The 10,120-nt window shown below is 67.2% G+C and carries 13 protein-coding genes; 7 read left to right on the top strand and 6 right to left on the bottom strand.

The window, feature by feature from the left end; translation table 11 throughout:
* Window positions 1-16 precede the first annotated feature (16 nt).
* Complete coding sequence (sppA, locus tag L1087_RS08360; protein ID WP_234558457.1) at window positions 17-949, top strand: signal peptide peptidase SppA; 933 nt, start codon at window positions 17-19, stop codon at window positions 947-949.
* Window positions 943-1,383 (top strand): RDD family protein, encoded by a 441-nt coding sequence (locus L1087_RS08365; RefSeq protein ID WP_234558459.1) that lies wholly within the window; start codon window positions 943-945, stop codon window positions 1,381-1,383. Before sppA ends, L1087_RS08365 begins: the two co-directional genes overlap by 7 nt.
* Here the strand turns inward: L1087_RS08365 and L1087_RS08370 are convergent.
* Window positions 1,373-1,774 (bottom strand): metal-sulfur cluster assembly factor, encoded by a 402-nt coding sequence (locus L1087_RS08370; protein ID WP_015716540.1) that lies wholly within the window; start codon window positions 1,772-1,774, stop codon window positions 1,373-1,375. The two genes, L1087_RS08365 and L1087_RS08370, sit on opposite strands and share 11 nt — an antisense overlap.
* 234 nt (window positions 1,775-2,008) lie before the next feature.
* Here L1087_RS08370 and L1087_RS08375 point away from each other — a divergent pair, with 234 nt between their 5' ends.
* Window positions 2,009-2,704, top strand: a complete 696-nt coding sequence (locus L1087_RS08375; protein WP_234558461.1) for a TerC family protein — start codon at window positions 2,009-2,011, stop codon at window positions 2,702-2,704.
* Here L1087_RS08375 and L1087_RS08380 read toward each other — a convergent pair.
* Window positions 2,701-3,003: a P-II family nitrogen regulator gene (locus tag L1087_RS08380; RefSeq protein ID WP_234558463.1), complete on the bottom strand. Its 303-nt coding sequence runs from the start codon at window positions 3,001-3,003 to the stop codon at window positions 2,701-2,703. The genes L1087_RS08375 and L1087_RS08380 overlap by 4 nt on opposite strands.
* Before the next feature lie 2 nt (window positions 3,004-3,005).
* Window positions 3,006-3,962, bottom strand: a complete 957-nt coding sequence (locus L1087_RS08385; RefSeq protein WP_234558464.1) for a sodium-dependent bicarbonate transport family permease — start codon at window positions 3,960-3,962, stop codon at window positions 3,006-3,008.
* Between the two features lie 47 nt (window positions 3,963-4,009).
* Here L1087_RS08385 and purE point away from each other — a divergent pair, with 47 nt between their 5' ends.
* The 4 genes from purE (at window position 4,010) to L1087_RS08405 (ending at window position 7,934) form a co-directional block, all read left to right on the top strand.
* Window positions 4,010-4,504, top strand: a complete 495-nt coding sequence (gene purE, locus L1087_RS08390) for a 5-(carboxyamino)imidazole ribonucleotide mutase (RefSeq protein WP_234558465.1) — start codon at window positions 4,010-4,012, stop codon at window positions 4,502-4,504.
* The gene (locus L1087_RS08395) at window positions 4,501-5,604 is read left to right on the top strand and encodes a 5-(carboxyamino)imidazole ribonucleotide synthase (RefSeq protein ID WP_234558466.1); all 1,104 of its coding nucleotides are present in this window, start codon (window positions 4,501-4,503) and stop codon (window positions 5,602-5,604) included. Before purE ends, L1087_RS08395 begins: the two co-directional genes overlap by 4 nt.
* A gap of 38 nt (window positions 5,605-5,642) precedes the next feature.
* Window positions 5,643-6,779: a phenylacetate--CoA ligase family protein gene (locus tag L1087_RS08400; protein WP_234558467.1), complete on the top strand. Its 1,137-nt coding sequence runs from the start codon at window positions 5,643-5,645 to the stop codon at window positions 6,777-6,779.
* Window positions 6,780-7,007: 228 nt separating this feature from the next.
* Window positions 7,008-7,934 (top strand): carbohydrate kinase family protein, encoded by a 927-nt coding sequence (locus tag L1087_RS08405; protein ID WP_038043147.1) that lies wholly within the window; start codon window positions 7,008-7,010, stop codon window positions 7,932-7,934.
* On the opposite strand, the gene hisH is transcribed toward L1087_RS08405, so the two are convergent.
* Genes hisH through L1087_RS08420 form a run of 3 tightly spaced genes read right to left on the bottom strand, consistent with a single transcriptional unit; the run spans window position 7,899 to window position 10,119 of the window.
* Window positions 7,899-8,495, bottom strand: coding sequence for an imidazole glycerol phosphate synthase subunit HisH (gene hisH, locus L1087_RS08410; protein WP_135260853.1), 597 nt, complete (start codon window positions 8,493-8,495; stop codon window positions 7,899-7,901). The genes L1087_RS08405 and hisH overlap by 36 nt on opposite strands.
* 3 nt (window positions 8,496-8,498) lie before the next feature.
* Entirely contained in the window at window positions 8,499-9,083 is a 585-nt protein-coding gene (hisB, locus tag L1087_RS08415; RefSeq protein ID WP_234558468.1) for an imidazoleglycerol-phosphate dehydratase HisB, read from the bottom strand.
* Entirely contained in the window at window positions 9,076-10,119 is a 1,044-nt protein-coding gene (locus L1087_RS08420; protein WP_234558469.1) for a pyridoxal phosphate-dependent aminotransferase, read from the bottom strand. The genes hisB and L1087_RS08420 overlap by 8 nt, the downstream gene beginning before the upstream one ends.
* Between the last annotated feature and the right edge of the window lies 1 nt (window position 10,120).

A 10,120-nucleotide genomic window follows, 5' to 3' on the forward strand; every position in this document is an offset into this window, starting at 1 on the left:
GTGCTACCTTGGAACCATGAACCGAAAGCGTTGGCTAGCCCTTCTCCTCTTCGTAATGGTGGTCTTTCTCGTGGTAGGCCTAGGGCGCCTCATCCAACCTCGAGAGGCCGGCCATCCCTGGCAGGAAACCACCCTGTACGGCCGGGGTGAAAAAGTCGTTCTCCTGGAGGTAGTGGGCAGCATCCCCACAGGGAAGGAACTCGAGAACCTCCTTTCCAAGATCCGCCAGGCCCGGGAGGATCCGGGCATCCGGGCCGCGGTCCTCTTCGTGGATAGCCCTGGGGGTAGCGTCACCGAAACCGAGGCCATCCACCGCGCCCTGAAGGGCCTAGCCCGGGACAAGCCCCTGGTGGCTGCCTTCGGCACCGTGGCCGCCAGCGGCGGCTACTACGTGGCCACCGCCGCACGGGAAATCTTTACCCCCGCTACAGCCATCACCGGCTCCATTGGGGTCATCGCCGCCCTTCCCCAGGTCCAGGGTTTACTGGCCAAGCTGGGCGTTCAAGTGGAAGTCCTTAAGGAAGGCCGGCTCAAGGATATGGGCTCCGGCCTCCGGCCCCTTACCCCGGAGGAGCGAACCCTCATCCAGGGCTACATGCGCGAGGCGTACGAGCTTTTCGTGGCCAGGGTTGCGGAGGGAAGGCACCTTCCCAAGGACAAGGTACGGCAGCTGGCCGATGGCCGCATCTACTCGGGAACCCAGGCCATCGCCCTCGGGCTTGCAGACCGGGAAGGCTACCTGGAAGACGCCGCTAAGCGCGCCGCGGAGCTGGCCGGTCTGGAGGAGTTCCGCCTGGTGCGCTATGTGAAACCTAAAGGCCTGCTGGACGGACTTCTGGGCGAGGGGTTTCCCCTGGGTCTCTCCTCGGAAACCGAGCAGCTAATTTCCCTACTCGGCCAGAACCGGTTGCGCCTCGAGTACCGCTACCTGGGAGGAGGGTTATGGTGATCGCTAGCCCCTGGCGCAGGCTCATGGCCTCCCTTATTGACGGGCTCATCCTGGTTCCCCTGAGCTTCCTCCTAATGGCCCTGGCCGGGATAAACCCCCTGGCGCAAACCACCACCTTCGTCCAGGATCTCCTCTTCAACTGGATACCCAGCTGGGCCTACTACGTGATCTTCACCGCATTATATGGGGCAACCCCGGGAAAGATGGCCCTGGGCCTCAAGGTGGTCCGCACGGACGGCCAGCCCGTGGACTGGCTCACCGCCTTCGTCCGCGAGGTCCCCGGCAAAACCCTGGCCGCCCTACCCCTTCTTCTGGGCTACCTCTGGGCCTTCTTCCACCCCAAGCGCCAAGCCTGGCATGACCTCATCGCCGACACCCTGGTGGTGCGCCCAGGCCAGGCCCATGCACTACCAGTTAAGTCCTCTACACATTGAACCCGAACATGCGCATCATGCGCTTGCCTTCCTCGGTCATCCTGGCTGGGGTCCAGGGAGGGGTCCAGACGAACTCCACATTCACCCCCTGCACCCCGGGAAGGCGCATCACCGCCATTTCCGCATCCGCCTTCACCATATCCTGGGCGGGACAGCCGATGGCGGTAAGGGTCATGGTAAGGTCCACCACCCCGTTTTCGTGGATCTCCACATCGTAAACCAAGCCCAGGTCCACGATGTTGACGGGGATTTCCGGGTCGTAGACCACCTTCAAGGCCTCGAGGACCTGTTCCTTGGTGGGCAGACCCTCTTTGCCCCCCGCCTGGTTCGCATTCCCCTCTTGCAAGCCAGCCTGCCCCTCGGGCAAACCCTCGCGGTGCCTCTCGTCCATGCTTTACAGGATACCCCTTCTCCCAGCACCCCGCCCGCCCGGCCTCACCATCTCCCCAAAAGGCTTCCTGGTCCTGGCAAAAACGCCGCGGGTGTGGCATAATGTCCCCCGGTTGGGGAGTAGCCCCAAGGCCAGCCTTCCGTCAAGACGGGCGCGGACCCCGGGAGGCTGGGGGCAGAAAGCCCGGGCAAGACCACCGCTTAAGCGGTGGTCTTTATCTTTTGGGAGGTGTGCATGGAAACCAGTGCCCTCTCGGTGATCCTAATCCTGGTGGCCCTCGAGGTCATCTTGTCCGCCGACAACGCCCTGATCCTGGGGGTCATCGTCCAAAGGCTACCCGTCCACCTCAGGCGTAGGGCCCTCTTTTACGGCATCCTGGGAGCTTATGTGCTCAGGGGTCTCGCCCTCCTCTTCGCCGCCTTGGTCATCAAGCTCTGGTGGGTCCAGGTGCTGGGGGCTGCCTATCTGCTTTACGTGGCCCTGAAGCACTTCCTCAGACCCCAGGAGGCCCATGCTCCACCTCCCCTCGAGGTGAGCGCCGCGCACTTTTGGAAAACGGTGGCCCAGGTAGAACTCATGGACCTGGCCTTCGCCGTGGACTCGGTGCTGGTGGCCGTGGCCCTCTCGGATAAGCTCTGGGTCATCTACACCGGGGTCTTCCTGGGCATCCTGGCCCTCCGGATGCTGGCCAGCCTGGTGGTCACCCTCCTGGACCGGTACCCCCGCTTCAAGCACCTGGCCTACGCGGTGGTGGGCCTAGCGGGGGTGAAGCTCTTGGTGGGTGGCTGGGACAAGCTGGCCAAGGAAGCCCTCCACCGCCCCGAGCTGGCGGTGGGCCTGGACAAGGAAGCCTTCAGCCTCCTCATCCTGGGGGTGCTCCTTTTGGGGAGCGTGTGGGCGCTGCGCAAACCCGCAGCCCAGCCCTCCTAAACGTACTTCTCCCCCCGGACCACCCAGACGTTCTCCACGTAGGCGATGACGGCGTAGTGGGGAAAGTAAGCCTCTTGCAGCCGGGCGAGGATCTTCAGGGCCACCTCCTCGGGAACGATGGTTTCCAGGCGGATGTTCTGCCCCTCCCAGTCCACGCTCCGCATGCCCCTCGAGCCCTCCCCCCGGGCGGGGACGATGGTGTACCCCTTGGCCCCCAGGCGCTTGACCTCCTCCACCAGCTTTTTCTCCAGCAGGCTTTCCGCCACGATGGTGACCAGCTTCAAAGGCACCAGGTCCATCCTTACCCCCCAATCCACTTGGCCATGGCGTGGTACACGGGAATGCCCAAGACCAGGTTAAAGGGAAAGGTCACCGCCAGGCTGGCGGTGAGGTACAGGCTGGGGTTGGCCTCGGGCAAGGCGATGCGCACCGCCGCTGGAGCGGCGATGTAGCTGGCGCTGGCGCTCATGGCCCCAAGCACGGTGGCCCCGCCCGGGGAAAGCCCTGCCAGGTGCCCCACCCAAACCCCCAAGGCGCCGTGGAGGAGGGGAAGGAGGGTGCCGAAGAGGAGCAGGCGCAAGCCCACCTGCCTCAGGTCGGCGAAGCGGGAAGCCGCCACCATACCCAGGTCCAGGAGGAAGAGGGTGAGGGCCCCGTAGAAAGGGTCCACGAAAAAGGGTTTCACCCGCTCCATCCCCACCTCCCCCGAAAGGGCGCCGATGAGAAGCCCCCCTAGGAGGAGGACCACGCTCCTCCCCGTGAGCACCTCGCGGAAGGCCTCCCCCAGACTTCCCCCGCCCCGCTTGGCGAGGAGCAGGGCCAAGACGATGCCCGGCACCTCCAGAAGGGCCACCAGGGTGGGGAGGAACCCCTCGGGCGGGTGGCCCACCCCCTGGGCGAAGGTGAAGGCGGCGAGGAAGGTGACCGCGGAAACCGAGCCGTAGTGGGCGGCCAAGGCCCCCGCGTTCACCCGGTCCACCCCGAGGAGGCGGCGGGCCGCCAGGTAGCCGGAAAGGGAACGGGCCAGGCCCAGGAACAGGGTGGCCGCTAGGGGCAGGAGAAGGACCCCCCAAGGGGTCTTGGAGAGCTCCACTCCCCCCTTGAAGCCGATGGCGAAGAGGAGGTAGATGGAAAGGGCCGTGTACAGGGCCTCGGGGAAGGCCAGGTCGCTCTTCAGGAGGCGGGCCGCCACCCCCAGGGCGAAGGCCAGGACCATGGGGGAAAGGAGGTTGAGCCTCAGGAGCTCCAGGGCGTCCATGCCCCGCCTTCTACCACGGGGAAGGGGGCTTGGTACAATCCGGTACGATGCGGCCTTTGGTGGGCATCATCATGGGCTCAAGGTCAGATTGGGAAACCCTGCGCCACGCGGCGGAGACCCTCGAGGCCCTGGGGGTGCCCTACGAGGTGCGCGTGGTCTCCGCCCACCGCACCCCGGACCTGATGGCGGAGTACGCCAAGACCGCCAAGGAGCGGGGGCTTATGGTGATCATCGCTGGAGCCGGCGGGGCGGCCCACCTCCCCGGCATGACCGCCGCCTACACCCCCTTGCCCGTGCTGGGGGTGCCGGTGGAGAGCCAGGCCTTAAAGGGGCTGGATTCCCTCCTCTCCATTGTGCAGATGCCCGCGGGGGTCCCTGTGGGTACCCTGGCCATCGGCAAGGCGGGGGCGGTGAACGCCGCCCTCTTGGCCGCCAGCATCGTGGGGCTTTCCCACCCCGAGGTGATGGAGCGCCTGCAGGCCTACCGCCAGGCCCAGACCGAGGCCGTCCTGGCCCACCCCGACCCCCGGGAGGAAGGATGAGGATAGGCATCCTGGGCGGGGGCCAGCTGGGGCGGATGCTGGCCCTTTCGGGCTACCCCTTGGGCCTTTCCTTCCGCTTCCTGGACCCAAGCCCTGAGGCCTGCGCCGGAGGGGTGGGGGAGCTGGTGGTGGGAGACTACCTGGACGGGGAGGCCCTCGCCCGCTTCGCCGAGGGGCTGGACCTGGTCACCTACGAGTTTGAGAACGTGCCCGTGGAGGCGGCGCGGAGGCTTGCGGAAAAGCTCCCCGTCTACCCGCCCCCCAAGGCCCTGGAGATCGCCCAGGACCGCCTGGCGGAGAAATCCTTCATGCAGGGCCTGGGGATGCCCACCCCCCCCTTCCGCAGGGTGGACACCCTAGAGGAGCTCCGCGAGGGCCTGGCGGGGGTGGGCCTTCCCGCCCTCCTCAAGACGCGGCGGGGGGGGTACGACGGCAGGGGGCAGGCCCTGGTGCATTCCCCGGAAGAGGCGGAAAGGGCCTTCCACGCCTTGGGGGGCCAGGGGCTCATCCTCGAGGGCTTCGTCCCCTTCCACCGGGAGGTCTCCCTCCTGGCGGTGCGGGGCCTGGGGGGGGAGGTGGCCTTCTACCCCCTGGTGGAAAACCGCCACCAGGGGGGGATCCTCCGCCTCTCCCTCGCCCCAGCCCCAGGGGTTTCCCCCACCCTGCAGCAGAAGGCAGAAGCCTACGCCAGGAAGGCCATGGAGGCCCTAGGCTACGTGGGCGTCCTGGCCCTGGAGCTCTTCCAGGTGGGGGAGGAGCTCCTCTTCAACGAGATGGCCCCCCGGGTGCACAACTCCGGCCACTGGACGATAGAAGGGGCGGAGACAAGCCAGTTTGAGAACCACCTCCGGGCCCTTCTCGGCCTCCCCTTGGGCTCCACCGCCCCCAGGGGCCATAGCGCCATGGCCAACCTCATCGGGGTCAAGCCCGATTTCCGGGAGGCCCTGGCCCTCCCCGGCCTCCACCTCCACTGGTACGGCAAGGCGGTGCGCCCGGGGCGCAAGGTGGGGCATATCACCCTGCGGCGGGACACCTGGGAGGACCTCGCCCAGGACCTTCCCCACCTCCTCGCCTTGGCCCAGGCTCCCGAACCGGTATAATCCCCCTGTCCCCTGCGGGAGCGGGAAGGAGGCAGGCTATGGACCGGAACGCTCGGCTCAAAGAGGTGGTGCGCGCGGCCAAGGAACACCCCGTCTACCGAGAGAAGTTCAAGGAAGTCCACCCGGAGGAGGTCACCCTGGAAAACCTGGGGGAGCTCCCCCTCACCACCCGCGAGGAGTGGGTGGCCTACCTCAAGGAAAACCCCAGGCCCCCGGAGGGAGCGAGCCTCATGCACCTCACCCCAAGCCCCCTCATGGGCTGGATGCCCGAGTACCTCTCACAGGAGGACCTCCGCTATCAGGCGGAGGCCCTGGCGGAACACTACCGCCGCCTGGGCCTGGTGGGCAAGAAGGTGCTGGTGGCCTTCAGCTACCACGTCTTCGCCGGGGGATGGCTCTTCCACCAGGCCCTGTGGCGCGCCGGGAACCTGGTCTTCCCCCACGGGCCCGGGGAGGCAGCCCGCATCGCGGAAATCGGCCAGGCCTACGGCTTTGACGTCCTGGTCACCAACCCCTCCTTCGCCCTCAAGGTGGGCCAGGCGGGGGGGCGGTTCGCCCTCCTCCTGGCCGGGGGGGAGCCCTTCACCTCGGTGCCCGGCTTCCGGGAGAAGGTGGAGGCCGTCCTCGGGGGTGTGGCCCTGGACGCCTACGGCACCAGCGAGCTGGGCATCGTGGCCGGGGAGCGGTTGGAGAAGGACGGGCTTTGGGAGATCCCCGAGATGGCGGTCCTCGAGGTCCTGGACCCGGAGACCTTAAAGCCCGTCCCCGACGGGGAAAAAGGGGAGTTGGTGGTGACGGCCCTAAGCCGCACCCTCATGCCCATGGTGCGCTTCCGCACCGGAGACCTGGCCATCGCTGAGAGGCGGGAAGGGCTCACCGTTTTGCCCAGAGGGGTCTTTGGCCGGACGGACCAGATGGTGAAGGTGAAGGGGGTCAAGCTCTACCCCACGGAGCTCGCCCCCATCCTGGGGGGCTTCGGCCTGGACCCCAAGGGCTTCCAGGTGGTGCTGGAGAGGAAGCTGGAGGGCACGGACAAGCTGGTCCTCCGCCTCAAGGCGGAAAAGGTGCCCCCGGGCCTCATGGAGGCCATCCAGAGGGCCACGGGCCTGAAGGTGGACGAGGTGGAACTGGTGGGTGAGCTGGAAGGCGGCCTGGTGGTGGACCGGCGCTTCTAAACCACCCCACCTGGGCAAGAACCCAGGTGGAGACCCCAGTATATCCCTTCTCCAAGGGATGTTCCCGGGCACCCATGGAGGGCGGTACGGCGAGAAAGAGCACAAGGCCATCCTTGTGAGGCCACTTGTTATATTCTTCTCATAACCCCGGGGTATACTCCCCCCAAAGCAACGGGGCCCTTGCGGTATAGTAAGGGCAAACCCTGTGCCTTGTGGGAAGGAGGCAAGATGCGGTTTTTCGTGGTGGGGGACGTTTCCGTGGACCTGCTTTTCTTCGTGGAGCGCATACCGGAACCTGGGGAGGAGGTTCCTTCCCGCCGTGCCCTGATGAAACCGGGGGGCGCCGGGGCCACCCTGGCGGCACAGCTAGCGAGCCTAGGCCACCGGGTCTACCTGGCGGGCCGGGTGGGGCAGGATCCCTTCGCGGAGCTGGCCCTTTCCCGGGTGCGGGAGGTGGGGGTGGACCTGAGGCACCTTCAGGAGGACCCCGACCACACCACCAGTTCCGTGCTGATCCTCTTGGTGCCCGGGGGGGAAAGGGCCATGGTGAGCGCCGAGGGGGCAAGCCGTTACCTGGATCCCTCCCTCTTCAAGCCCCGCTACCTGGACCAGGCGGACGCCGTGGTCCTCTCCGCCTACGCCCTGGTGGGAGGCCCTAGCCGCAGCTACGCGGTGGAGGTCCTCGAGGCCGCCCGGAAACGGGAGATGCCCATCTTCGCCGACCTGGGAACCGGGGCGGTACGGGTGGCGGGCAGGGAGCTTTTAAGGTATCTACGGGGTGTAAGCTGGCTTCTCATGAACCAAACGGAGCTTCTGACCCTGGCAGAGGCCTCCTCCCTTTCCGAAGGGGTGGCCCGCCTCCGGGAAGAGGGGTTCCACCACTTGGCCATCAAGGTGGGGGCCATGGGGTCCATCGTGGTCACTCCCGAAGGGGAGGAACTCATCGAACCCTTCCCCGTGGAGGACATCGTGGATTCCACGGGATCCGGGGACGCCTATACCGCCGCCTTCGCCCACGCCATCCTGAGCGGGAAAAGCCCCCTGGAGGCGGGCAGGCTGGCCAACCTGGCCGGGGCCTTGGCCGCCACCGCCATCGGCGCCCAGGGCAGGCTCATCCGGCTAGAGGACCTGGAAGTAGCGGTGGGCCAGGGCTAAAAAGGCCAAGCCCGCCTTCCCGCTCTTTTCCGGGTGGAACTGGGGGGCCAGGAGGTTTTCCTTGGCCAACAAGGCGGTGAAGGGGGTGCCCTCGTACTCCCCTTGGCCCAGGGAGTGGGGGGTGAGGGGGCCGTAGTAGGAGTTGGCGAAGTAGAAGTGCCGTCCGGAAAGCTCCGCAAAGGGGCCGCCGAAGGCCACCTGGTTCCAACCCATCTGTGGCACCCGTCCCCGGGGAAAGCGCCGCACGGTGCCCGCCACCAGGCCCAGGCCCCTAACCCCAGGGGCTTCCTCGCTTGCCTCGTAAAGCACCTGCATGCCCACGCAGATGCCCAGGAAGGGAAGGCCCCTTTCCAGGTGGGCCAGGACCCGGTCCACGAACCCGCTATTCCGGAAGGCCTGCATCACCTGACCGAAGTGGCCCTGGCCGGGAAGGACCAGCAGGCTGGCCTCGAGGTGCGCCCGGGGGTCCGAGGAGACGGCGACCCCAAAGCCCGCAACCTCCAACGCCTTGGCAGCACTTCGAAGATTCCCCGAACCGTAGTCGATGAGCAGGGCCTTCATGCCCTAAAGCACCCCCTTGGTGCTGGGAAGATCCTCCCCCGTGATCCGGGTGGCCCGGTGGAGGGCCCGGGCCAGGGCCTTGAAGCTGGCCTCCACCACATGGTGCGCCTCCCTGCCGGAAAGAAGCCGAAGGTGCAGGGTGAGGCGGCCGTGGTTGGCGAGGCCCCTGAGAAACTCCCGGAGGTGGTAGTGGTTCACCCCCCCCGCCTCCCCCACCACGGGCCACTCCTCCGGACGGTACTCCAGGTGGGGACGGCCCGAGAGGTCCAAGACGCAAAGCACCAGGGTTTCGTCCATGGGGGCAAAGGCCTCGGCGTAGCGCTCAAGGCCCCTTCCCTCCCCCAACGCCTCCTTCAGGGCCTGGCCCAGGGCGATGCCCACATCCTCCACCAGGTGGTGCACGTCCACCTCGAGGTCCCCTTTGGCCTCCACCTCCAGGAGGAAGCGCCCGTGGCGCTGGAGCTGGAGGAGCATGTGGTCCAGGAAGGGCAGCCCCGTGACCACCTTTCCCCCCACGGGCCCGTCCAAGCCCAAGCGCACCCGGACCCAGGTCTCCGCCGTGGCCCTTTCCACCAAAGCCTCACGCATACGCCACCTCAAAGGCCGCCCGCAAGAAGGCGTCCATCTCCTCCTTAAGCCCGACGGTCACCCGCAAGCACCCCTCAAGCCCCGGGTAGCGGTCCTGCCGCCGCACCAAGATCCCTTGGGCCAGGAGGTGGCGGAAGGCCGCCTCCGCGTCCGGGGTGCGCACCAGGAGGAAGTTGGTGTGGCTGGGGTAGGGCCGCCAGATGGGGTGGGCCAAAAGAGCCCGGTACACCCTTTCCCGCTCGGCCCGCACATGGGCCGCCACCTCCGCCACATAGCCGGGGTTTTCCAGCACCACCTCCAGGATGGCCCCGGTGTGGGCGGGGAGGACGAAGGGGGGGAGCACCTCCCGCACCACCTGGGCCACCTCGGGGGCGGCCAAGAGGTACCCCGCCCTCACCCCTCCCAAGGCAAAGGCCTTGGAGAAGGTGCGCAGGAAGGCCACGTGGGGGTTTTCCCGCCCCAGGGGGCTAAAGTCGGTGCCGGCAAACTCCCGGTAGGCCTCGTCCACCAGCAAAAGCCCCCCCACCTCCTGGGCCCTTTGGGCCAGGGCCCGGAGGGCCTCCTCGGGGTAGAGGGTGCCCGTGGGGGCATGGGGGTTGGGGAGGAAAAGGACCCCGCCCCGGAAGGCCTGGAGGAGCTCCTCCAAGGGCAGGGCAAACCCCTCCCCCAAGGGCACCGCCCGGTAGGGGGTGCCCGCCATCCTGGCGGCGTGGGCGTAGTGGGGGAAGGAGGGCGAGAGGTCCAGGACCTCCTCCGCCGCCAGGCTCAGGGCCAGGATAAGGAGGTTGGACCCAGGGGCCAGGACGATGCCCTCCTCCGGCCAGCCCGTGAGGGTAGCGAGCTTCCTCCGCAGGCCCTCTGCGTGGATCTCCGGGTAGCGGTTCCAAGGAAGCCGGGCCATGCGGCGCAGGGCCTCCTCCTTGAGGGGTTCGGGCAAGTCAAAGGGGCTTTCGTTCTGGTCCAGCTTCACCGGGGCCTCCACCTTTTGGTAGGGGTAGGGGGTGAGGCCCTGAAGGTGCGCCTTGAAGGCCCGCATA

Origin of the sequence: Thermus tengchongensis (genome assembly GCF_021462405.1) — a bacterium.
GTDB classification, from domain to species: domain Bacteria; phylum Deinococcota; class Deinococci; order Deinococcales; family Thermaceae; genus Thermus; species Thermus tengchongensis.

What these genes read in the sequence shown, in the direction of transcription:
- sppA (WP_234558457.1), top strand. Translation starts at nt 17, where the DNA reads ATGAACCGAAAGCGTTGGCTAGCCCTTCTCCTCTTCGTAATGGTGGTC.
- L1087_RS08365 (WP_234558459.1), top strand. Translation starts at nt 943, where the DNA reads ATGGTGATCGCTAGCCCCTGGCGCAGGCTCATGGCCTCCCTTATTGAC.
- L1087_RS08370 (WP_015716540.1), bottom strand. Translation starts at nt 1,774, where the DNA reads ATGGACGAGAGGCACCGCGAGGGTTTGCCCGAGGGGCAGGCTGGCTTG.
- L1087_RS08375 (WP_234558461.1), top strand. Translation starts at nt 2,009, where the DNA reads ATGGAAACCAGTGCCCTCTCGGTGATCCTAATCCTGGTGGCCCTCGAG.
- L1087_RS08380 (WP_234558463.1), bottom strand. Translation starts at nt 3,003, where the DNA reads ATGGACCTGGTGCCTTTGAAGCTGGTCACCATCGTGGCGGAAAGCCTG.
- L1087_RS08385 (WP_234558464.1), bottom strand. Translation starts at nt 3,962, where the DNA reads ATGGACGCCCTGGAGCTCCTGAGGCTCAACCTCCTTTCCCCCATGGTC.
- purE (WP_234558465.1), top strand. Translation starts at nt 4,010, where the DNA reads ATGCGGCCTTTGGTGGGCATCATCATGGGCTCAAGGTCAGATTGGGAA.
- L1087_RS08395 (WP_234558466.1), top strand. Translation starts at nt 4,501, where the DNA reads ATGAGGATAGGCATCCTGGGCGGGGGCCAGCTGGGGCGGATGCTGGCC.
- L1087_RS08400 (WP_234558467.1), top strand. Translation starts at nt 5,643, where the DNA reads ATGGACCGGAACGCTCGGCTCAAAGAGGTGGTGCGCGCGGCCAAGGAA.
- L1087_RS08405 (WP_038043147.1), top strand. Translation starts at nt 7,008, where the DNA reads ATGCGGTTTTTCGTGGTGGGGGACGTTTCCGTGGACCTGCTTTTCTTC.
- hisH (WP_135260853.1), bottom strand. Translation starts at nt 8,495, where the DNA reads ATGAAGGCCCTGCTCATCGACTACGGTTCGGGGAATCTTCGAAGTGCT.
- hisB (WP_234558468.1), bottom strand. Translation starts at nt 9,083, where the DNA reads ATGCGTGAGGCTTTGGTGGAAAGGGCCACGGCGGAGACCTGGGTCCGG.
- L1087_RS08420 (WP_234558469.1), bottom strand. Translation starts at nt 10,119, where the DNA reads ATGCGGGCCTTCAAGGCGCACCTTCAGGGCCTCACCCCCTACCCCTAC.